The organism is Methylophilus sp. UBA6697 (assembly GCF_002454655.1).
Taxonomy (GTDB): domain Bacteria; phylum Pseudomonadota; class Gammaproteobacteria; order Burkholderiales; family Methylophilaceae; genus Methylophilus.
This window is the reverse complement of the sequence record NZ_DKJH01000026.1, coordinates 41,191-63,719: the sequence shown is the minus strand read 5'-3', so window position 1 is coordinate 63,719 and position 22,529 is coordinate 41,191. Positions and strand designations below refer to the sequence as shown.

Annotated in this window: 23 protein-coding genes; 8 read left to right on the top strand and 15 right to left on the bottom strand. The window is 51.9% G+C overall.

What is annotated here, in order from left to right:
- Positions 1-8: 8 nt before the first annotated feature.
- The 8 genes from lplT to moaA form a co-directional block, all read right to left on the bottom strand.
- A complete protein-coding gene (gene lplT, locus B3355_RS08190; protein ID WP_047516096.1) occupies positions 9-1,175 on the bottom strand; it encodes a lysophospholipid transporter LplT in 1,167 nt (388 codons plus the stop codon).
- A 20-nt stretch (positions 1,176-1,195) separates the two neighbouring features.
- A complete protein-coding gene (locus B3355_RS08185) occupies positions 1,196-2,590 on the bottom strand; it encodes a PhoH family protein (protein ID WP_019883524.1) in 1,395 nt (464 codons plus the stop codon).
- Positions 2,591-2,602: 12 nt separating this feature from the next.
- Positions 2,603-3,064 carry a peroxiredoxin gene (locus B3355_RS08180; RefSeq protein ID WP_292782684.1) on the bottom strand — a complete coding sequence of 154 codons (462 nt, stop codon included), beginning with the start codon at positions 3,062-3,064 and terminating at the stop codon, positions 2,603-2,605.
- Between the two features lie 97 nt (positions 3,065-3,161).
- A complete protein-coding gene (locus tag B3355_RS08175) occupies positions 3,162-4,640 on the bottom strand; it encodes a sensor histidine kinase (RefSeq protein WP_047516097.1) in 1,479 nt (492 codons plus the stop codon).
- A 6-nt stretch (positions 4,641-4,646) separates the two neighbouring features.
- Complete coding sequence (locus B3355_RS08170; protein ID WP_292782472.1) at positions 4,647-5,435, bottom strand: energy transducer TonB; 789 nt, start codon at positions 5,433-5,435, stop codon at positions 4,647-4,649.
- Between the two features lie 88 nt (positions 5,436-5,523).
- Positions 5,524-6,789, bottom strand: coding sequence for a gephyrin-like molybdotransferase Glp (gene glp, locus B3355_RS08165; RefSeq protein ID WP_292782469.1), 1,266 nt, complete (start codon positions 6,787-6,789; stop codon positions 5,524-5,526).
- 11 nt (positions 6,790-6,800) lie between these two features.
- Entirely contained in the window at positions 6,801-7,370 is a 570-nt protein-coding gene (gene mobA / locus B3355_RS08160) for a molybdenum cofactor guanylyltransferase MobA (RefSeq protein WP_292782466.1), read from the bottom strand.
- Entirely contained in the window at positions 7,370-8,380 is a 1,011-nt protein-coding gene (gene moaA / locus B3355_RS08155; RefSeq protein WP_292782463.1) for a GTP 3',8-cyclase MoaA, read from the bottom strand. The genes mobA and moaA overlap by 1 nt, the downstream gene beginning before the upstream one ends.
- Before the next feature lie 129 nt (positions 8,381-8,509).
- Between moaA and B3355_RS08150 the strand changes: the two genes are divergently transcribed.
- The 5 genes from B3355_RS08150 to B3355_RS08130 are packed head-to-tail and all read left to right on the top strand — an operon-like array spanning position 8,510 to position 14,604.
- Entirely contained in the window at positions 8,510-8,989 is a 480-nt protein-coding gene (locus B3355_RS08150; protein WP_292782461.1) for a formate dehydrogenase subunit gamma, read from the top strand.
- Positions 8,982-10,547, top strand: a complete 1,566-nt coding sequence (locus tag B3355_RS08145; protein WP_292782458.1) for a formate dehydrogenase beta subunit — start codon at positions 8,982-8,984, stop codon at positions 10,545-10,547. Before B3355_RS08150 ends, B3355_RS08145 begins: the two co-directional genes overlap by 8 nt.
- 20 nt (positions 10,548-10,567) lie before the next feature.
- Positions 10,568-13,459: a formate dehydrogenase subunit alpha gene (gene fdhF, locus B3355_RS08140; protein ID WP_292782456.1), complete on the top strand. Its 2,892-nt coding sequence runs from the start codon at positions 10,568-10,570 to the stop codon at positions 13,457-13,459.
- Complete coding sequence (gene fdhD / locus B3355_RS08135) at positions 13,459-14,370, top strand: formate dehydrogenase accessory sulfurtransferase FdhD (RefSeq protein WP_292782454.1); 912 nt, start codon at positions 13,459-13,461, stop codon at positions 14,368-14,370. The genes fdhF and fdhD overlap by 1 nt, the downstream gene beginning before the upstream one ends.
- 15 nt (positions 14,371-14,385) lie before the next feature.
- Positions 14,386-14,604 carry a formate dehydrogenase subunit delta gene (locus tag B3355_RS08130; protein ID WP_019883512.1) on the top strand — a complete coding sequence of 73 codons (219 nt, stop codon included), beginning with the start codon at positions 14,386-14,388 and terminating at the stop codon, positions 14,602-14,604.
- Between the two features lie 96 nt (positions 14,605-14,700).
- Here B3355_RS08130 and B3355_RS08125 read toward each other — a convergent pair whose 3' ends face one another.
- From B3355_RS08125 to trxA, 4 genes are all read right to left on the bottom strand, one after another.
- Positions 14,701-16,428, bottom strand: a complete 1,728-nt coding sequence (locus tag B3355_RS08125) for an ArnT family glycosyltransferase (protein ID WP_292782451.1) — start codon at positions 16,426-16,428, stop codon at positions 14,701-14,703.
- Positions 16,429-16,516: 88 nt separating this feature from the next.
- Positions 16,517-16,717, bottom strand: a complete 201-nt coding sequence (gene rpmE / locus B3355_RS08120; RefSeq protein WP_019883509.1) for a 50S ribosomal protein L31 — start codon at positions 16,715-16,717, stop codon at positions 16,517-16,519.
- 104 nt (positions 16,718-16,821) lie between these two features.
- Positions 16,822-18,081 (bottom strand): transcription termination factor Rho, encoded by a 1,260-nt coding sequence (rho, locus tag B3355_RS08115; RefSeq protein WP_019883508.1) that lies wholly within the window; start codon positions 18,079-18,081, stop codon positions 16,822-16,824.
- A gap of 81 nt (positions 18,082-18,162) precedes the next feature.
- Positions 18,163-18,489, bottom strand: a complete 327-nt coding sequence (gene trxA, locus B3355_RS08110) for a thioredoxin TrxA (protein WP_019883507.1) — start codon at positions 18,487-18,489, stop codon at positions 18,163-18,165.
- Between the two features lie 228 nt (positions 18,490-18,717).
- On the opposite strand from trxA, the gene B3355_RS08105 reads away from it, so the two are divergent.
- Positions 18,718-19,197: a TlpA disulfide reductase family protein gene (locus tag B3355_RS08105; RefSeq protein WP_292782440.1), complete on the top strand. Its 480-nt coding sequence runs from the start codon at positions 18,718-18,720 to the stop codon at positions 19,195-19,197.
- Between the two features lie 9 nt (positions 19,198-19,206).
- Here B3355_RS08105 and B3355_RS08100 read toward each other — a convergent pair whose 3' ends face one another.
- The 3 genes from B3355_RS08100 to B3355_RS08090 all read right to left on the bottom strand — a co-directional run bounded on the left by B3355_RS08100 (position 19,207) and on the right by B3355_RS08090 (position 20,539).
- Positions 19,207-19,494 (bottom strand): DUF3579 domain-containing protein, encoded by a 288-nt coding sequence (locus B3355_RS08100; protein ID WP_019883505.1) that lies wholly within the window; start codon positions 19,492-19,494, stop codon positions 19,207-19,209.
- A gap of 27 nt (positions 19,495-19,521) precedes the next feature.
- The gene (locus tag B3355_RS08095; protein WP_292782437.1) at positions 19,522-20,106 is read right to left on the bottom strand and encodes a BON domain-containing protein; all 585 of its coding nucleotides are present in this window, start codon (positions 20,104-20,106) and stop codon (positions 19,522-19,524) included.
- A 76-nt stretch (positions 20,107-20,182) separates the two neighbouring features.
- On the bottom strand, positions 20,183-20,539 hold the full coding sequence (locus tag B3355_RS08090; RefSeq protein ID WP_024930553.1) for a YraN family protein: 357 nt from the start codon (positions 20,537-20,539) through the stop codon (positions 20,183-20,185).
- 78 nt (positions 20,540-20,617) lie between these two features.
- On the opposite strand from B3355_RS08090, the gene rsmI reads away from it, so the two are divergent.
- Both rsmI and pyrC read left to right on the top strand, forming a co-directional pair.
- Complete coding sequence (rsmI, locus tag B3355_RS08085; RefSeq protein ID WP_292782434.1) at positions 20,618-21,472, top strand: 16S rRNA (cytidine(1402)-2'-O)-methyltransferase; 855 nt, start codon at positions 20,618-20,620, stop codon at positions 21,470-21,472.
- Between the two features lie 13 nt (positions 21,473-21,485).
- Positions 21,486-22,520, top strand: coding sequence for a dihydroorotase (gene pyrC / locus B3355_RS08080; RefSeq protein ID WP_292782431.1), 1,035 nt, complete (start codon positions 21,486-21,488; stop codon positions 22,518-22,520).
- Positions 22,521-22,529: the final 9 nt, after the last annotated feature.

Here is a 22,529-nt window from a genome sequence, read left to right as displayed (position 1 = left end):
CAATCCGCTTATTGTCGGATTTGTTTGCGATACACCAGGGTGATCAACGACATGCTGACGATGATAAACACGCCGAAAATGGCAACGATTGTGTTGATCTCCAGCTTTGCCCCCACCATCCAGGTGTAGGCACCTAGCAACAACAAAATACCTATATTCTCGTTAAAGTTTTGTACCGCTATCGAATGGCCTGCACCAAGCAGATGATGCCCGCGATGTTGTAGCAACGAGTTAAGCGGCACCAGAAAATAACCAGAGAGCACGCCAATCACAAACAGCAGAATGCCGGCCAGGATAGGGCTGTGGATCACTATCATGCTGATGACCAAAATACCCATGTATATGCCGGCAGGCAAGACTTTAACGGCATTTTCCAGCTCGACATAACGCGAAGCGATGATGGAGCCAACAGCAATGCCGACGGCCAGAATTGCAATCAAATAGGTGGCTTGCTGTTGTGAGAATCCGAGCCTGACATCAGCCCATTGCAACACTACAAATTGTAGTGTTGCGCCTGCACCCCAAAACAGCGTTGTCACTGCCAGCGATACCTGGCCTTGCGGGTCTTTCCATAGCGTCACAAACGCATGCCAGAAGTCCTTGAGCAAAAAGCGCAATGTTTTTTGTGCGACTTTATGGTCGATGGGTACTTTAGGGATGTAATAATTAAAGCCTGCGGCCAGCAAATACAGCAGCATGATGCAGGCAATGCCTATGTATGGGTTGTTGATCGACAGCGTAGAGCCTAAAACCGGGCCGAGGATGATGGCAGTCACGGTCGTGCCTTCCATCCAGGCGTTGGCCTTGATCAGCAACTTCGACGGTAGCATCTCGGTCAGGATGCCGTATTTTGCCGGAGAGTAGGCCGCTGCGCCGACGCCGACCATGGCATAGGCATACAATGGTGGGACGCCGACCAGGGCCATTAAACAGCCGATAAACTTCAAGCCGTTACTCAAGAACATCACGCGGCCCTTAGGGAGCGCATCGGCAAACGGGCCGACAAAAGGTGCCAGCACGATGTAGGAAATGACAAAGAACTCTCGTAGCAGCGGTTCATGCCAGCTCGGTGCGTTGAGCTGGGCCAGCAGCGCAATCGCTGCAAACAAGAGTGCATTATCAGCGATTGCCGATAAGAACTGGGCAATCAGTAAGGTATAAAAGCCTTTAACCATCACATTCAAGCAGACTACGTCTACAGGACCTCGGCTGCAAAATCCGCCAGGCGTGAGCGTTCGCCACGTACCAGCGTGATATGGCCATTATGTGACCAGTTTTTGAAACGATCGACCACGTAAGTCAGGCCAGAGCTACCTTCAGTCAGATAAGGCGTATCGATCTGGGCGATATTGCCCAGGCACACCACTTTAGTGCCAGGGCCTGCACGTGTAATCAAGGTTTTCATTTGTTTTGGCGTCAGGTTTTGCGCTTCGTCGATAATTAAAAATTTATTGAGGAAAGTACGGCCACGCATGAAATTCAATGATTTGATTTTAATGCGGGTGCGGATTAAGTCCTGGGTGGCAGCACGCCCCCATTCACCTACGTCCTCATCTGTTTTGTTCAATACATCAAGGTTGTCTTCCAGGGCGCCCATCCATGGCGCCATTTTTTCTTCTTCGGTGCCTGGCAAGAAGCCGATGTCTTCCCCCACCGGTACCGTGACGCGGGTCATGATGATCTCGGAATAGCGTTTTTTATCCAATGTTTGCGTCAGTGCTGCCGCCAGGGTCAATAGGGTTTTGCCGGTACCGGCCTGGCCTAACAGTGTGACAAAATCTATGTCAGGATCCATCAGCAAGTTCAAGGCAAAGTTTTGTTCACGATTGCGTGCCGTAATGCCCCAGACACTGTGTTTAGGGTTGGCGTGGTCATGCACCACTTCCAGCACGGCTGAATTGTCTTCAATTTTACGCACAATGGCATGGAACGGTTTGTGGTACTCATAAAACAAAAACTCGTTGATTAGCAGTGACTTGACGATAGGGCCGCTGATTTTATAAAACATGCGGCCGGCTTCTTGCCAGGAGTGCATATCTTTGCTGTGAGCTTCCCAGAAGTCTTCCGGCAGTTCGCGCAGGCCGGTATACAGCATGTCGCTGTCTTCCAGCACTTTATCGTTAAAGTAATCTTCAGCCGGCACGCCCATGGCGCGGGCTTTAATGCGGATATTGATATCCTTGCTGACCAGGATGACATTACGTTTGGAAAACTGTTTTTTCAGGGACAGGGCGACGCTGATGATCTGGTTATCCGCCTTGCTGCCTGCCAGGCCTGGCAGGTCAGTCGGCACATGCTCCATCTGGAAGAACAGCTTGCCGGTCAGGTGGCGATTACCCTGAATACCCAGTGGGCAGCCTTCTTCCAGTTTGTCAGTGTCTATGCTGCCGATGATTTCTTCCAGAAAACGGCTGGCCTGACGGGCGTTACGGGCGACTTCAGTCAGCCCCTTCTTGTTATTGTCTAGCTCCTCCAATGTCACCATCGGCAAATAGACATCGTGCTCTTCAAATCTGAATAGCGACGACGGGTCGTGCATCAGAACGTTGGTATCAAGAACAAACAACTTGGTGTGTGCAGCACGGGCCATAGAAAATCACTTTTATGAGTGGGAAGACTGAATACTGGCGTATACCTCGGCGGCATGACCATCCACTTTGACACCACGCCATTCGCGCACAATGGTGCCTTGTGGGTTGACCAGGAATGTACTGCGTTCAATGCCTCGTACTTGTTTGCCGTACATGTTCTTCATTTTAATCACGTTGAATGCCTGACAGGCGATTTCTTCGCTGTCAGAAATCAGCTCAAACGGAAACGTGTACTTGGCTTTGAAATTTTCGTGTGATTTCAGGCTGTCGCGTGAAATGCCAAAGACCGCGGCATTGGCTGCAGCAAACTGCTCATGCATATCGCGAAACTGCATGCCCTGCGTAGTACAGCCGGGCGTGGCATCTTTGGGGTAAAAATAGAGAACGAGAAACTTACCCAAATAGTCTTTGCTATTAAATTGGAGGCCAGAAGTGGCCGGTAAGATGAGTTCTGGAACAGGTGAATTCAACATAGTAGTCATGACAATCACTTAATCACATTGTTGATAAAAATACAAAATTAAGCAAGCACAAAACGAAAATTCTCATGTCAGCCGCAGGTCTAGTCCGTTATTGCGGTAACGTGATGGTAATGTGCGTGCCTTGGCCAGGCTCGCTGTCAAAGGCCATGGCGCCGCCCAACTCCTCGCATACCTTGAATGCAAATGGAATGCCCAGGCCGGTGCCAAAGCGTTTGGTGGTCGGGCCCGGCGTCAGCGCATGGGGCTCCGGCTTGAATGGCATGCCCGGCCCTTGGTCGATAATGGTGATAGTGAGCAGGTTATTAGCCAGTCTGCATGTTAACTGTATTTCTGTGCCTCGCGGTGAAGCCTCTGAGGCATTTAGAAGCAGGTTGTACAGCATTTGTTCCAGTAAATGTTCGTCTGTAAGCACCAGACGTTTGATCGTTGTGCTGTTTTCAATGACCCTGATCTGCTTTTCATTGAGTTTTGGCTGCAAGGTGGTGATGGCACCCTGCACAATAGAGGAAAGCAGTAACTGGTTGAGCATGGGTTTGATCGGGTGCAGGTAAGACAGCAGGCTGCCTGTCCAGCGCTCCAGCCTGTCCACCGTATGGATAATGCCTTGAATCGACTCCAGCGTGTCTTTATCCAGCAAGGGGTCGTCAATGACTTGTGCGGTCGCACGTATGCTGGCCAGCGGGTTGCGGATGTTGTGCGCCAGCATGGGCACCAGCAGGCCGAGTGCCGCCTGTTTTTCGCTTTTAACCAGTGCGTCACGACTGGCTGCCAGGTCTTCGGCCATTTTATTAATTTCTCTCGACAGCACCGCCAGCTCCTCTGCACCGGCCTCCGGTACCTGATGGCTCAGGTTGCCGGTACTGATGGCATTGGTGGCTTGCATGATGTCGTTAATTGGCCGGACGATGGAGTTTTTCAGAATCCGGCGTGAATACACAATCAGGATGCAGGCCAGTAGCAGTGGTAATGAGAGCACCGCAATCGAGTTGCTTCTGGCCTCGTCCAGGCGTTGCTTGATTTCACCCTGTTTCACAAACAGCAAGTTTTCGGCACGCTTGGAAACCTCTTCATAGTGCCTGAAAATGCCGGTTTCAATATCCTGGTAAATGGACTTTTGCGCTTTGCGATCAGGGTTATTCTGATAACGATAAAACAAGGCCGGTGCTTCATTGACCAGGTTGCGGTATTTCAGCTCTATGTCCATCAGCGCATCGCGCTCTTCCTGATCGATGGCGACGTTTTGCAAGCGCTCCAGGTGATCCAGGATGGAGGTGGTGTATTGGTTGTATTCATGTAATGCATTCTCTTCCTGCAAGAAAAACGCATCAAATAACTCTTTGGTTTGACGATACAGGTCGCCACGCACCAGGTAGATTTCCTGAATGACAAAGTTAATGCGTTGCGATTGCTTGGAGGCTTTGTCCCACAGATAAATACCGTAGCCGCCGCTGGCAACTGCTAACACGATCAGTGCAATAAAATACAGGTCATGAAACAGCAGTAAGTGCCTGAGCGGCTTGTCGTGAGCTCTGGCTGAGGTGCCTAAGGAGGTGCGTTTGAAAAACATGGCCGCTTAACTTGCCAGCTTGAAGCTGACTGGCACATTGGTTGATTTCAGCCTGCCGCGCAATAAATCGTTAAACAGCGACTTTAGCTGTGACTTCTTGATGGTGGCAATGGCAGCCTCATCGATGGCCTTGTTGCCGCTAGACTCCACCACTTCAATGCTAGTCACGTTGCCATGGTCGTCAAAGGTAATGTGCAGGTTGGTCACCCCTTCAATGCCGCGCTCCAGCGCAATTCTGGGATAGCGCAGGTTCTTTTGAATTTCACGTTGCGCAGCCTCTTTAAACGCATTGCGCGCAGCCTCAATATCGCCTTCGCTCGGCCCACTGGCTTTGACCGCCTCAGGTGGCGGTGCAGGCGGCGCTGGAGGCGCCACCATCTCAGACTTTGCTTCGCTAACAGTTGGTTTGGCTGTAATCACTGCCGGGGCTGGGGACTCAACGACCTGGCGCGGTGTCTCTGTGGGAGGCTCCGGGGTTGGGGATGGTTTTTGCGGCGCGACTGGTTTTTGTTCCACCGGCTTGTGCTCAACCGGTTTGGGCTCGCTCTTTACCGGTTGTGGCTTGGGTGGTTCAGGTTTTACGGGGGTAGGCTCCGGCTCGGCGACTGGCAGCGCTGGTGCAGGTGGCTGCTCTTTCACCAACTCAATGCGGATTTCCTGCTTTTTGGGCGGTGGCAGGTCATAGTCTGGCTTGGGCATGGTAAACATGATCGCGGCATGGATAAGCAGTGAAGCAATCAAGCACCACTCTAATACATGACTGAACTGTTTAGACTCTTTTAACACGGCTTGCACGCCAACACCCTTATGATTAACCCCCGCTGCGACCCGACACTATAAGCTATTTTTTATGATTCATGCCAGCTTGTGTGGGTCGGGCGGCTTAGCAAATGCCGCTGAAAGGTTGCACCTCAACCAGCGTGCCTGCTGCCAGTGTGCTGGTTTTGTCATCCAGCACAATAAAGCAATTGGCCTGGCTCATGCTGCTCAAAATCCCCGAGCCTTGCTCACCGGTGGTTTTGACCTTCCAGTCTTCGCCTGCTTTAAATAAGATGCCACGCTGGAACTCGGTACGGCCGGGCGCTTTTTTAATCGCGCTGACACATTCGACCTTGAATGAGGGCTGGCTAAAGGTATTCGAACCCATCAGATTTTTGAGGGCTGCTTGTACAAACTGGTAAAAGGTCACCATGGTAGACACCGGATTGCCGGGTAAGCCAAAGTAATGTGACTGGCCTATTTTGCCGTAGGCCAGCGGGCGGCCCGGTTTCATATTGATTTTCCAGAATAATACCTGGCCGTGTTTTGCCAGTAATTGTTTCATAAAGTCAGCTTCGCCTACCGATACGCCGCCACTGGTAATCACCACATCATGTTCGGCAGCCGCTTGTAGCAATGTTTTTTCCAGCGCAGCTGGGTCATCGGCGACATTGCCCAGGTCATGCACGTCTACCCCTAGTGCTTGTAACATGCCCCATAAGCTATAACGATTACTGTCGTAAATCTGGCCCGCCTGTAGTGGCTGACCGACACTGACCAGCTCATCGCCGGTGCTGAAAAAAGCCACTTTCAAGCGGCGGTACACCTGGACTTCTGCAATGCCCAGCGAGGCCAGTAGCCCCATATCGGCCGGTTGTATTTGATGGCCGCGCGCCAGCACGGTTTGACCAATCGTGATGTCTTCCCCTGTCAGGCGGATATTGGCACCTTGGGCCGGGATTTTGAGCACTGTGACCATCTCACTTTCAGTGGTGGTGTGCTCTTGCATGACGACGGTATCCACGCCAGATGGAATCACCGCACCTGTCATGATTTTGACGCAGCCGCCTGTGGGTAACTCACCGGTAAATGGATTACCTGCAAATGCGGTGCCCACGATTTGTAGCGGTTGCGTCGCTTCTGCATGGCGGAACGCAAAGCCGTCCATGGCCGAATTGTCATGGCCAGGCACATTGAGGCCAGATGTCACAGACGTTGATAGTGTGCGCCCCAGCGCTTGTTTGATGCTAATGGTTTCGCTGTCTTGCACAGGCGATAAAAATTGCTGGATATACTGGCGTGCTTGCGTCACAGACATGGCATTAGGGTCATAGTCATCTGCGCAGGAAGGATTGCTGGCCAGTTGTTGCAAAAGGGCTTGATTAGTCATGATCGCTAAGGCTAAGAGGGGTGGTGGTTGATGTTAGTAAACGCTTGCTCATCTTCAAAGCTCACGAATACATGGGGATGCTGGGCTTGCCAGGCACTCACTTTGCGCTGGCCTTGTTGCAGAAAAGCATCGAGGTCGACGCTCAATTGGCGTGGCATCAGGCAAAACACTGGGTGCGTGCCACTGGCGCTGCGCGCAATGGCCAGCAGGGCGTGGGTGTGATTAATTGCCGAAGCTTCGCTGATGGCGCGACGCAGTCGACTGACTAAATCCAGTGGCAGCAGTGGTGAGTCACAAGGGACGCTGAGTATCCAGTCAGTGCTGGCATGATGCATGCCTGCTTGCATACCTGCCAGTGGGCCATCAAACTGGTCGTTGTTATCGGTGACCACCGGGACGCCAAATCCCTGGTACTGCTCTACATGGCGGTTGGCATTGATGATGACATGATCCACCTGCGGCTGTATGCGTTCCAGCACGTGTGCGACCAGGGGCTTGTCTTGATAATTCACTAAGCCTTTATCGGCACCGCCCATGCGCATGCCGCGCCCACCGGCCAGGATGACTGCGGTAATCTGCATTAACCACCCGTATGCGACATAAAGCGGACAACCGCAGGGGCTGCCCGCCGTAAATCGAAATCGTGCCCTTGAGGCTTGATACGCATGCCATGCAGAATGGCGTCTACCAAGGGTTGGTCGTCGTCAGGGTGCGCGCGCAGTAACGGCAGCAAATTGACTTGATGGTCTTGGCCCAGGCACAGGAACAGTTCTCCCTGACAGGTGATGCGCACACGGTTACAACTCTCGCAAAAATTGTGGCTATGCGGTGAGATAAAGCCAATCTTTGTTGGCCGGCCATTGACTTGCCAATAGCGCGCAGGGCCGCCTGTCCTGTGGGTGCTCGGCGTGAGTGAGAACTTACTTTTTAGCAGGGCAAGCGTTTCGGTGTTGCTGACACAGCTTTGTTCGCGATCATGCTCCACTGCCCCTAGCGGCATTTCTTCAATAAAGCTGATATCGACCTGTTTTTCAATCGCAAAGTTGACCAGGGCTTCGGCTTCATCATCGTTGATGCCACGCATCAGCACGGTGTTGATTTTTATATTGTCAAAGCCTGCCGACCTGGCTGCGTCCAGTCCGGTGAGCACTTTTGATAATTCGCCCACACGGGTGATGGTTTTAAAACGGTCTGCCTGCAGGCTATCGATGGAGATATTGATGCGTTTGACGCCAGCAGTTTTCAGCGCCACTGCGTATTTATCCAACTGGCTGCCATTGGTGGTGAGTACACACTCATCCAGGCCGGGCAAGTGGCCAATTTCCTCAAACAGCCACATGGCATTTTTGCGTACCAGTGGTTCACCACCGGTGATGCGAACTTTACGCACGCCCATACGGACAAACAGTTTAACGAGGCGTGCACATTCTTCGAGTGATAACACGGCATCGCGTGGCAGAAACGTCATGTCTTCTGCCATGCAGTATTGGCAACGGAAATCACAACGATCGGTGATCGACAGGCGGATATAGTCCACCCGCCGACCAAACTGGTCGATCAATTGTGTAGGAATGGTGGCCGTTGTTTGCATGACTATATTAAGGTCTAAAGTAATTCGTATTTTATGCCCTTTTTAGGCTTTCACAAGGCATAAATAGAGGATATGATTCGAGGGTGATAGAATGTAACTAAATTGTAACCAGTTAAATGTGAGGTCGGTTTGGATAACACATTAAGCCACGAGCAACACGCGCAGATACAGGCGCATATTCAAGCACACCAGCATGTGCCGGGTGGGCTGATGCCTTTGTTGCATGCGATTCAGGACGATATTGGCTATGTGCCGGAAGCCGTATATCCGGAAATTGCCAAAGCGCTGGCCCTGTCTGTGGCCGAAGTCCACGGTGTCGTCAGTTTTTATCATCATTTCCGTACCCATCCCATCGGCAAGCACGTATTGCAAGTGTGTCGTGCCGAGTCCTGTCAGTCCATGGGGTCTGCCAAGCTGGAAGCCGAGCTAAAAGCGAAACTAGGTGTGGATTATCACCAAACCACGGCTGACGGTAATCTCACTTTGTTGCCAGTGTATTGCCTGGGTAACTGTGGCTGTTCACCGGCAGTGATGCTGGATGATGAAGTGTATGGTCGCATGAGTGCCGACAAGGTCACCGCATTGATTAGCGAGGTGTGCCATGGTTAAGGTATATGTGCCCATAGACTCCACCGCACTTTCCCTGGGCGCCGAGCGTACGGCTAAAAAAATCATGCAAGAAGCGCAGTCACGGGGTGTCGAGATGACATTAGTGCGCAACGGTTCACGTGGCTTGTTTTGGTTAGAGCCACTGGTGGAAGTTGAAACCGCGCAAGGCCGCGTCGCCTTTGGTCCGGTGCAGCCCTCAGACGTGGCTGGCTTGTTTAATGCAGAGTTTACCAATGCACTCGCTGACAAAGCCAAAGCGCATCCTTTATATTTAGGGTTGACCGATGAACTGGCCTGGCTGAAAAAACAGCAACGTTTAACCTTCGCCCGCGTGGGCATTACCGATCCGCTTTCGCTGGAAGATTACCTGGCGCATGATGGTTACAAAGGCCTCAAAAATGCCCTGGCCATGTCAGGTGCCGATATTGTTAAAACAGTCACCGACTCTGGTTTGCGAGGTCGTGGTGGTGCGGCTTTCCCCACCGGCATCAAGTGGAATACCGTACTCAATGCCCCGGCAGAGCAGAAATATGTTGTTTGTAACGCTGACGAAGGCGACTCGGGCACCTATTCTGACCGGATGATCATGGAAGATGATCCTTTTGTGCTCATTGAGGGCATGACCATTGCCGCGATTGCAGTGGGGGCTACCCAAGGTTATATCTATTTGCGCAGCGAATATCCGCATGCGCTGAAAACACTGAATGAGGCCATCCGTAAAGCGAATTTAGCGGGCTACCTGGGCGAAAATATTCTGGGCTCGGGCCATACTTTTCATCTCGAAGTGCGTCGTGCCGCGGGTGCCTATGTCTGCGGCGAAGAAACCTCCTTGTTGGAAAGCCTGGAAGGCAAGCGTGGCCTGGTCAGATTTAAACCACCATTACCTGCGATTGAAGGCTTGTTTGGCAAGCCGACCATTGTTAATAATGTGATTTCACTGGCGACCGTGCCAATTATTCTGGATAAAGGCGCGCAATATTATGCCGATTACGGCATGGGCCGTTCACGTGGTACTTTGCCTATTCAACTGGCCGGCAATTTAAAACAAACCGGTCTGGTCGAGCTGGCGTTTGGTGCCACTTTACGTGAGCTATTGTATGACTATGGTGGCGGTTCTGCCTCGGGTCGGCCTATTCGCGCCGTACAGGTAGGTGGCCCATTGGGGGCTTATTTGCCGGAGAGCCAGTTTGATACCCCGCTGGATTATGAAGCGTTTACCAAGATTTGGGCCGTGCTGGGCCATGGCGGTATTGTGGCGTTTGATGACAGTGTCGATATGGCCAACATGGCACGTTATGCCTTTGAGTTTTGTGCCATTGAAAGTTGCGGCAAATGTACGCCGTGCCGTATAGGCTCTACGCGCGGCGTAGAGGTGATGGACAAAATTGTGCTGGGCAAGAACCACCCGCAAAATGTGCAGTTACTGCGTGACTTGTCCGACACCATGCTGAATGGTTCCTTGTGTGCATTGGGGGGCATGACGCCTTACCCGGTGTTGAGCGCCCTGAATCATTTCCCTGAAGACTTTGGTCTAAGCAATAAAGAAGCTGCTGCCTAAGGGCGGCGAAGGATGACATTATGGATGACATCAAATACTCCTCTTCACAGCCGCAAGCACTTAAATACGATGCGGATACCGATTACGGCACGCCCAAGTCTGACGGCACCACCATGGTGACGCTGAATATTGACGGCATAGATGTGACCGTGCCTGATGGGACTTCTATCATGCATGCCGCGCAACTGGGCGGTGTGACCGTGCCTAAGTTGTGCGCGACTGACTCATTGGAGCCATTTGGCTCTTGCCGTTTATGCCTGGTCGAGATCGAAGGCCGCCGCGGTTACCCGGCGTCTTGTACCACGCCAGTGGCGCCTGGGCTCAAGGTGAAAACGCAGACGCCTAAACTGGCCGATGTGCGCCGTGGTGTCATGGAACTCTATATTTCAGACCATCCGCTGGATTGCCTGACCTGTGCAGCTAACGGTGATTGCGAGCTGCAAGATATGGCGGGCGCGGTAGGTTTGCGCGAAGTGCGTTATGGCTATGATGGTGAGAATCACCTCGGTCAGGCCAAGGATGAGTCCAATCCCTATTTCACATTTGATGCTTCTAAATGTATTGTCTGTTCACGCTGCGTGCGTGCGTGCGAAGAAACACAAGGGACATTCGCACTGACCATCCAGGGCCGCGGCTTTGATAGCAAGGTCTCTGCCGGCGGCAAAGACTTTCTGGAGTCAGAATGCGTGTCTTGTGGCGCTTGCGTCCAAGCTTGCCCTACCGCGACGCTGATGGAAAAAACCGTGATTGACGCCGGTACGCCAGAACACAAAATCACCACCACGTGCGCTTATTGCGGCGTGGGTTGCAGCTTTGACGCCGAAATGAAAGGCGAGCAAGTGGTGCGTATGACGCCGACCAAAGAAGGTGGCGCCAACCACGGCCATAGCTGTGTCAAAGGCCGCTTTGCCTGGGGCTACGCGACGCACGCTGACCGTATTACCACACCCATGATCCGCAAGAGTATTCATGACCCATGGCAAAAAGTGGGCTGGGATGAGGCGATTAATTATGCCGCCAGTGAAATCCAGCGTATTCAAAAGCAATATGGTAAAGAGGCGGTCGGGGGGATTACTTCCAGCCGTTGTACCAACGAAGAAGTCTATGTGACACAAAAGCTGATCCGGGCCGTATTTGGTAGCAATAACGTAGATACCTGCGCACGCGTCTGCCACAGCCCCACTGGTTATGGCTTGAAGCAAACCCTGGGTGAGTCTGCCGGTACGCAGACCTTTGATTCAGTCATGCAGTCTGACGTGATTTTTGTCATGGGTGCGAACCCAACAGACGGTCACCCGGTCTTTGGCTCCTTGATGAAACGCCGCTTGCGTGAAGGGGCCAAGCTGATTGTGGTCGATCCACGAGAAATTGACCTGGTGTCTAATTCGGCACATGTGCGTGCGGATTACCATTTGAAACTGCGTCCTGGCACCAATGTGGCCATGATTTCTGCCATTTCGCATGTGATTGTGACTGAAGGTCTGGTGCAGGAAGAGTTCGTCAAAACACGTTGCGAGTGGGATTCGTATATTGCCTGGCGTGACTTTGCGGCCAAGCCGGAAAACTCACCAGAAACCTTGGAAAGGGAATTGGGTGTGCCTGCCAATGAAGTACGTGAGGCTGCACGCTTATATGCCACGGGCGGTAATGCTGCGATCTACTACGGCCTGGGTGTCACCGAGCATAGCCAGGGTTCTACCACTGTGATGGGTATTGCCAATCTGGCAATGGCGACAGGTAATCTTGGCCGTGAAGGGGTGGGCGTGAACCCATTGCGTGGTCAAAACAATGTACAAGGCTCTTGTGACATGGGTTCCATGCCGCATGAATTCCCTGGTTATCGTCATGTGTCTGATGACGTAACACGTGCGCAATTTGAGCAGGCCTGGGGCGTGACGCTGAGTGCAGATCCTGGCTTGCGTATCCCCAATATGCTGGATTTAGCCGCAGAAGGCAGCTTTAAAGCAGTGTATTGCGTGGGTGAAGATATTGCCCAGTCTGACCCTGATACCCAGCATGTGACCCATGCGCTGGAAAGTATGGAGTGCGTGATTGTGCAGGACTTGTTCCTCAATGAAACGGCCAAGTTTGCCCACGTATTTTTCCCTGGTGCGTCTTTCCTTGAGAAGAACGGTACCTTTACCAATGCCGAGCGTCGTATTTCTCCGGTGCGTAAAGTCATGACGCCAAAAAATGGTATGGAAGATTGGGAGATTACTGCCAAATTCTCAGAAGCCTTGGGTTATCCCATGCATTATGCGCATGCCAGCGAAATCATGGACGAGATTGCCGCATTGACGCCGACTTTTACCGGTGTCAGCTTCAAAAAACTCGATGAACTGGGCAGCATCCAGTGGCCATGTAATGACGAAGCGCCTAGTGGTACGCCAACCATGCACGTCGATGAATTTGTGCGTGGTAAGGGCAAGTTCTTTATTACCCAATATGTACCGACCACAGAGCGCGTGAACCAGAAATATCCGCTGATTCTGACCACTGGCCGTATTCTGTCGCAATACAATGTGGGCGCGCAAACACGCCGCACAGAAAATGTGGCCTGGCATCATGAGGATCTGATTGAAATTCATCCGCACGATGCTGAAGACCGCGGTATTGCCGAAGGCGACTGGGTAGGCATCAGCAGTCGTGCCGGACAAACGGTATTGCGTGCCAAGATTACCGAGCGCGTACAGCCTGGCGTCGTTTATACCACGTTCCATCATCCTGAATCCGGTGCGAATGTGATTACCACAGACAACTCCGACTGGGCGACCAATTGCCCGGAATACAAGGTGACGGCAGTGCAAGTGTCTAAAGTCAATCAACTGTCGGATTGGCAGCAACATTACCGTTCGTTTAGCGACACGCAAATTGAATTGTCGGGGATGGATCCCCACACGGTTGTTTCTTGATGACAGTTGAAGTTGATGTAAAAGATTGCCCGCTGCCTGCGAGCAGTGAATGGCAAACCATTGCGGCTGAACAGGCGGTGAGTACGCTGCACGTGACCCGCTGGCGCGAAGGGGCGTCATCTGCCTTGCCGGATGCGGTGGCAGAAGAGGTGCCGATTGCGCTGGTGTATAACGGTATTTCGCATGTGGTGATGCTGGCGACCCCGGCTGATCTTGAGGATTTTGCCTATGGCTTTTCGTTTACTGAAGGCATTATCAGTCATCGTAGCCAGATTTATGGCATAGATGCGAAAGCCTTGTTTCATGCTAACGGGCCATTACAGGGCATAGAGTTACATATTGAATTGGCCGCAGAACAGTTTGCCATGCTCAAAGCGCAGCGGCGTAATTTAACCGGGCGCACAGGGTGTGGTTTGTGTGGCGCTGAGAGTTTGCAGCAAGTGTTTAAACAGCCGATGTCGGCGACTGGGCCATTGGTGACGGTGTCATTGTCGGCCATTGATGCGGCGCTGGCTGGATTGAAATCACAGCAACCCTTGCAGCAACTGACGGGCGCTACGCATGCGAGTGCGATTGCGGATGCCAGTGGGCAGGTGGTGTGCGTGCGCGAAGATGTCGGCAGGCATAATGCACTGGATAAGCTGATTGGCAGCCTGTTGCGCCAGGGCTGTGACTTTTCAACCTTCTGGGCGCAGCACTGGGTGTTGACGACTAGCCGGGCCAGCTACGAAATGGTGCAAAAAGTCGCGATGTGTGGCGGGCAGGTATTGATCGCGCTGTCTGCCCCCACTGCGTTGGCAGTCAATTTGGCGCAGGAATATGGTTTTTTGCTGGTTGGCTTTGCCAAAACCGGGCAGTGCGTGGTGTATAGCGGTGCACTGTCAGAACCAGATGCGCGTGCGTTTCGCTAGAAAGAGTGTAAGCCTATGGAAGTGGAAAAATTAATCAAGATGGCCAACCAGATTGGCGACTTTTTTGAAGCGAATCCAGATGTGGAAGAGGCTAAGCTGGAAATTGCCAGCCACCTTAAAAAGTTCTGGAATTCAGTCATGATTAAATCGCTGGTTGCCCATGTGCAGCAACATCAAGGGCAGGGGCTGCATCCGCGAGTGATTGCCGCTATCCAGCAACACGTGCAGGCATAATATCCCTTTTTAGCATAAGCGCACGGCTGCGCGCGCATTATTGGGGGCATTTGCCCTGTCGCTGGGCTGCTAGAAATCAGCAGCCATCCCGAGTCTTTAGTGGCGCTGCAATAGTCTGAAAGATTCCCGGTTCTGGCGGGTTTGTTCGCCTTCCCAGATCACACGCCACTCTTCACCAGGCAATATGTGGCGCTTGCCCGGCTGGTCTTCAATCAAATACAAATCGCACTGCGTAGACTTGGCTTGCTCGTGGTCTTTTAGGTGTATGCCTGCATGCAAGCGTATGCCAGAATGATAGTGCAGCAAGTCTTCTTGTGACGCACCGATATTTTGTGCGTGGATGCAATTGTAATGCGCAGGCAGGTGCTTGCGCAGGTCTTCAAACAGTGGCTGGTAGGTACGTGCGGCTTCTATCATTGGCAGCCATAAGCTCATAAACACTGTCCAGGCACAGGTCATGCCGATGGCCCAGTTGGTGGCGCTAGAACGGTTGGAGTGCTTGGCACGCAACACAATTGACAGCCAGATCAGGGTCACCGCAACGGCAATCGCGCCGTATAACAGGCTGAAATGGATGGTTTCCAGTCCTGACAGGTAACTCAGGCGCTGGTAGAGCTTCACTGGCGAGCCGTTGAGCATGGCCCACCAGCCCAGCCAGGCCGTGGCAATCAGAATGCCAAACAAAATCAGGCCAAACCAGTTTAAAGCACCGGCGGCGCCGCGTTTAAGGGTTTCGATGCTGCCTGCAGCCAATACGGTCAATGGCACCAGTAGAGGTAATGCGCTTACTTCGCTGCGGTCGCTCATGAAGCCGATCAATATAAAGGCAATGCCGAAGAAAATCAGCCCGAGCTGAAAGCGGTAAGTGGTCAGCACGGAGTGCCTGAATCGCCAAACGCCCCACATGGCGAACGGCAGGGCTGGCCAGGCATACCAAGCCAGTGTTCTTAAAAAGTAGCCATGATTGCCAGGCAGCTGGAGTTGCCATTGCGATTGCCACCACGCGTGCCACAGGCCAGGCGCCCATTGCTGGCATAGCCAGCACCATAGCCAGATCCCGGGCATGGCAAGCAAAGTGCCCGCTAACATGGCCCGGTAGGTGGGTTTGTGCTGGCGAATGGCGGGGACCAATAACAGGCCAAGCACAGATAACATAATCGTGAGAGCAGGCAGCACGCCACCTGCCAAAAAGGCGATTAACAGGCCGGTGCAAAGTAACCACATGGCGCGTATCGGTTTGCGCATCACGAGGGCCAGGGCGTAAAAAGCCATGGTGATGCCGCTGAGAGCGGCAACGGCAGGCATCATGGTATGGGCGCTGACGACCAGTCCCAGGCAGCCGATAAAAATAAAGTTGGTTTGACGACCTACGCCCAGATTCCATAATTCGCGACCACTCAGCCCGGTCATGATCAGGGTCAGCAGCATCCAGAGACCTACACTGAGCCTGGCAGCGTCGTGCGTTGGTAGCAAGGGTGCGAGTAAATTGGCAAAGCCGGTGGCCGCCCAGTAAAACAATGGTGGCGTTTCCAGTAAGGGATGTCCGGCTGAGACTGGCGCAATCCAGTGGCCGTGTGTCCAGCTGGTCGCAGACAGGAAAGGGTGATCGATCAAGCTTTGAATAATGCTGGCCGATTGCGATTCAAACGGTTTCCATGGTGAGTGGCCAATCAAACCCACGCACAGCCAGATGGCGCATAGCAAAATCAGCAGATGCGTTTTGGCGCGCTCCCCCACCTTGGCGCGTGGGGTGGCCATGTTTTCTTGCCAATCGTGATCAATATAAAACTGCATGGTTGGATGTGGGTCGCGGGATGAACGCATGATCAGAGTGTGATATTACCCCTGAAATGCCTAGCTATAAAAACAAAAAAGGCAGCCATGCTGCCTTTCTGGACCATATTCGCCGAAATTACATGCCGTATTTTTGGCGGAATTTCTCAACGCGACCAGCAGTATCCACGATCTTCTGTTTGCCAGTGTAGAACGGGTGGCACTGTGAACATACTTCAATGTTCAGGTCTTTGCCTGTCGTAGAACGAGTTTGGAATTTGTTGCCACAGCTACATGTGACGTTGATTTCCGGGTAATTTGGGTGAATATCAGCTTTCATGCTTTCTCTCTAATCTTTAAGCAGTTGCAGTAAACGCGCGATTATCTATGATTTTTATTGATTTATCAATAGCAGATCGATAAATAATTGCATCCGAGGTGGCGCTAGCCTCTACGCATACTGTCGAAGAAGTCGTTGTTGCTCTTGGTCGCCTTGATTTTGTCGAGCAAGAATTCCATCGCCTCGAGGTCGTCCATCGGGTAGAGCAGTTTGCGCAATACCCAGATTTTTTGCAGTACGTCTTTGTCCAGTAGCAGCTCTTCGCGGCGGGTGCCAGACTTGTTCACGTTAATGGCAGGGTAAGTACGTTTTTCGGCCATGCGTCTATCCAGATGGATTTCCATGTTGCCGGTACCTTTAAATTCCTCGTAAATCACGTCATCCATGCGCGACCCGGTATCTACCAGCGCAGTGGCGATAATGGTCAGTGAACCACCTTCTTCGACGTTACGTGCCGCACCAAAGAAACGCTTGGGTTTTTGCAGGGCGTTGGCATCCACACCACCGGTTAATACTTTGCCAGAAGAAGGAATCACCGTGTTGTAAGCACGTGCCAGGCGGGTAATCGAATCCAGCAGAATCACCACGTCTTTTTTGTGTTCTACCAGGCGTTTGGCTTTTTCCAGCACCATCTCGGCCACTTGCACGTGGCGGGTCGCTGGTTCGTCAAAGGTGGATGCCACTACTTCGCCGCGTACAGAACGTGTCATTTCTGTCACCTCTTCCGGACGCTCATCAATCAGTAACACGATCATGATACAGTCAGGATGATTAGCAGTAATCGCATGGGCAATGTTTTGCAGCATGACGGTTTTACCGCTTTTCGGGCTGGCAACCAATAGTGCACGCTGACCTTTACCGATCGGCGCAATCATGTCGATCACGCGGCTGGTAATGTTTTCTTCGCCGCGGATTTCGCGTTCCAGTGTCAGTGGTATGGTTGGGAACAGTGGCGTCAGGTTCTCAAACAGGATTTTGTGTTTGGTATTTTCCGGCGCTTCATTATTGACGCTATCCACTTTCACCAAGGCAAAATAGCGCTCACCATCTTTAGGCGTACGAATTTCGCCTTGAATGCTGTCACCTGTGTGCAGGTTAAAGCGGCGTATTTGCGACGGAGATACGTAAATATCGTCCGGGCCCGCCAGATATGACGTATCCGGGGAGCGCAAAAAGCCGAACCCGTCTGGTAATACCTCCAGCGTGCCATCACCAAAAATGCTGTCGCCTTTTTTGGCCTTGTTTTTAAGGATCGCAAAAATAAGATCTTGCTTGCGCATGCGGCTGGCATTTTCAATGTCATTGGCAATGGCCATGTCGACCAGTTCGGTCACGGGGAGATGTTTGAGGTCGGATAAGTGCATTGAGTAACTCGCTAGACTGAGAAACGGCGGAGAGATTGAAAAGAAAACCCGGTTTCGCAGACTGGAAACCGGGTAAGTAGATTAAATGTTGCTGTCGATAAACGCGCTGAGTTGAGACTTGGACAATGCACCGACTTTAGTCGCTTCCACATTGCCGTTTTTAAACAACATCAGGGTTGGGATACCACGAATGCCGTATTTTGGCGGCGTATTCTGGTTATCATCAATGTTCAGTTTTGCCACTTTCAGGCGACCAGCATATTCTTTGCTGATGTCATCCAGAATCGGCGCAATCATTTTACAAGGGCCGCACCATTCTGCCCAATAATCAACCAATACTGGCACTGTGGATTGCAGTACTTCTTGTTCAAAGCTGGCGTCGCTTAAATGGGTAATGTTGTCGCTCATTATTGCCTCTTAAGAATGGTGAAGAATTTAAATCAAATGTAGACTGGATTTAAACAGAAATTTTTTGAAAGTGTGGCTAAATTTTGTTTGAATTAGTAATTTGCTGAAAGATGAAATTACCAAACGAGATAACAACTAGTATAGCAACAGTTTTCCCGCATAATCAAGTTTTTTCCGTCTATGCTATCCAGTATGGGGAGCGTTTTGATTAAAAACAAGGGCTGCAGCATGTTATTTCATCTATTAAAGGTTGTGTTGGGCCTGTGCCTGACAACGCAATGCCTGGCTGCAGCACCCGTGACGAACTGGCACATGCAAGATATGGCAGGCCACAGTCATCAGCTTGCGCAGTACAAAGGCCGGTGGCTGGTAGTGAATTACTGGGCGCCGTGGTGCCCGCCATGTCTTGAAGAAATGCCGCAGTTGGTGACTTTTTATGATGCCCATGCCAAAGAGGGGGTGATGGTGCTGGGGGTGGCTGTGAAGTATGAGTCTGTGCAAAGCGTGCAAAAATATGCGGACGACATGCTGATTTCTTACCCGATTGTGCTCGGGGAGGCGCAAAAGATGGCGATACCAAGCCCTGAGGTGCTGCCTACTACTTATATTTATGCACCGGATGGTTCGCTGTACAAAGTAAAACGCGGCGCCTTAAGCAGGCAATGGTTAGAAGGCTTGCTTAAGGAGGCCGCGTCAGCGCCTAAATAACGTTTAAAACTAGATAGTCACCGCTTCCCCTGCCGGGTTAATCACGCTGAGCTGATTCTCTTTGGCAAACTGAATCAGTTGCTCAAAGCCTGCCGGATTGACGTCTTTCAACTTCATGTCTACCGACAAGCTGCGCACGTTATTGACCAGTTTTGGCTTCAGGTAAGGCGAATAACGCAACTTTTTGTCGTCGCCAAACGTGGCGTAGGTACTGCACATGCGGTCCACCCAGTCACTCGGGCGAAAAGGCTTTCCGGCCAATGTAATGCCCTGAATAATAATTTCCTGATTTTCCATGCAGATTCCTTAAAGCGAAGTTAACAATTAATTGGTGTATTCAAATACTTTGACGACTTTAGTCACGCCTTCTGTCGTTCTGGCAATTTCTACGGCGTCGGTGGCTTCTTTCTCAGAGACAATGCCCATCAAGTAAACCACGCTGGCTTCCGTGACCACTTTCACCACATTGGCCGGGAACAGGCGCTCACTGACGAAACGCGCTTTCACTTTAGTGGTGATATAAGTGTCATTGCTGCGGTCACCAATGGAAGAGGCGGGGGCAACGGTCAACCCGTTGTGAATGTTGCGCACATTGGAGATTTCACGCGTCAGTGTTTCTGCCTGCGTGAGCTGGGCGTCGTTCGGTACCTCGCCAGACAGCAGCACAATGCGGTTGTAGCTGGTGACATTGATATGCGATGCTTTGTCCATGTATTGCGACAAACGCTTCAGTGTTTTTAATTCGATATTTTCATCTTCGACATAAATGCCAGACGTACGACGATCTGCTGCCATCGCGCCACCGGCTGCTGCGCCGCCCACGACTGCAGGAAAACAGCCACTCAACTGCGTGCTGATCAATAACAAGGCAATAGCAGAGACTTTTCTGGTGAAAATTTGTTGGGTCATGAAACTTCCTTGATCTACGAGAAAAACTTAAAGATGTTGGGTGTGACAGCAGAGGATAAATAAAATTCTACGCTTTTTATGTGTCGATTGCATTACGAATCCAATTCGGCGCGCGGTATTGGGGGTTGTCAAACAGGATCGCATCGAAGCGACACGGCGTGTTGAGGTCGTTTATTTGTAAGTAATGCTGGGCAGCGCGGATGAGTTTCTGTTGTTTGCGATGGTCTATGCTGTCGGCCGCACTGGCAAATGCCTGGTGGCTGCGTAAGCGCACTTCAACAAAAACCAGGGTGTGTTGATCGCGCATGATCAAATCAATCTCACCAAAGCGGCAACTATAGTTTTGCGCCAATAGCACCAGGCCTTGCTGCTGCAAGAAATGCACAGCCGCCACCTCTGCGGCCAGTCCTTGATTATTAGCGTTGAGTTTCATGATGCCTTTGGCTTTTGTTGCATCACGCAGCCTGCTTTAGTGCTTAGCGAAACTGGCGCGATGGCATAAAATACGTGCATGAACGAGATTGGTACATTATATGTGGTGGCAACGCCCATCGGCAATCTGGGGGATATCACCCAGCGCGCACTCACCACCTTACAGCAGGTCGATGCGATCGCGGCCGAAGATACCCGCCATAGTGTCGGTTTGTTGCGGCATTTCGGTATCAGCAAGCCTTTACTGGCAGTGCATGAACATAACGAGCAGCAGTCGGCGCAAGGCCTGGTGAAACGCTTGCTGGCAGGTGAATCCATCGCGCTGATTACTGACGCCGGTACGCCAGCAGTCAGCGATCCTGGTGCAGTAGTAGTGCAAGTGGTGCGACAGGCGGGCCTGAAGGTGGTACCTATCCCCGGTGTGAGTGCGATCATTACGGCGTTGTCGGCCGCAGGCATTACCCAGCCTGGTTTTTATTTTGAAGGTTTTTTGCCGGCAAGTGGTTCACAGCGCCGCAAGCGCTTGCAGTTGCTTAAGGCAATTCCGTCTACGCTGGTGTTTTACGAGGCGCCACACCGCATTGTCGAGTGCGTGCAAGATTTGCATGATGTGTTAGGTGGTGCGCGGCAACTGACGCTGGCGCGCGAGCTGACCAAGACCTTTGAAACCATCCATACCTGCCTGTTGACAGACGCGGTAGACTGGTTAAATGCGGATACCAATCAGCAGCGCGGCGAGTTTGTGGTGCTGGTGCATCCTGATCTGCAGGAAAAGCCCGATGGCCTGGATGAAGAGACATTAAGGATATTGCAGCGTCTATTACAGGAGTTGCCACTCAAGCAGGCGGTGGCGCTGGCAACCGATATTACAGGCCAGAAGAAAAACGAATTATATGAAGCAGCGCTTGCGCTTAAAGCGGCGAGCCCAGATTAAAAAGGTAACACGTATGACTATTGAAATCACCCTGACCCGCCCGGATGACTGGCATTTACACCTGAGAGACGGCGCTGGGCTGCAGTCTGTATTGCCAGACACGGCGAAACAATTTGCCCGCGCCATCGTTATGCCCAATTTGCGGCCACCGGTGACGACAGCCGACCTGGCGCTGGCTTATTATCAACGCATCAAACAGGCGCTGCCTGCCAGGCTTGCATTTGAGCCGCTGATGACTTTGTATTTAACTGACAATACACCGGCGCAAGAAATTGCGGCGGCCCGCGCGAGTGGTGTGGTGCAGGCGGTGAAGTTGTATCCGGCTGGCGCGACCACCAATAGTGACTCTGGCGTGACCAGCCTGGCCAAATGTGCAGGCGCATTGGCAGAGATGGAAAAGCAGGGCATGCCTTTGCTAATCCACGGCGAAGTGACCGATGGCGATGTGGATGTGTTTGATCGTGAGAAAGTATTTATCGAGCGTCATTTGCAGCCATTGTTAAAGGACTTCCCTGGCCTCAAAGTGGTGTTTGAGCATATCACCACCAAGGACGCGGCTGAGTTTGTAGCCGCAGGACCGGCCAACCTGGCCGCGACCATTACTGCACACCATTTGCTGATGAATCGTAATGCCATGTTTACCGGTGGTATCCGCCCGCATCATTACTGCTTGCCAGTACTCAAGCGTGAAACACATCGTGAAGCCTTGGTGAAAGCGGCGATTTCAGGCTCATCCAGATTTTTCCTGGGCACTGACAGTGCGCCGCATCCTAAATCCGCCAAAGAGGCGAGTTGCGGTTGTGCGGGCATGTATACTGCCCATGCGGCGATTGAGTTGTATGCCGAAGCATTTGAAGAGGCGGGTGCGCTGGATAAGCTGGAAGGCTTCGCCAGTTTTTATGGGGCAGATTTTTACGGTTTGCCGCGCAACACTGACGCCATCACCTTGCGCAAGGAAAGCTGGCTGGTGCCTGAAAGCATTCCGTTTGCGGATGATGTGCTGGTGCCATTGCGTGCCGGACAAACCATTGCATGGAAGCTGGTGTAACACTTTAAA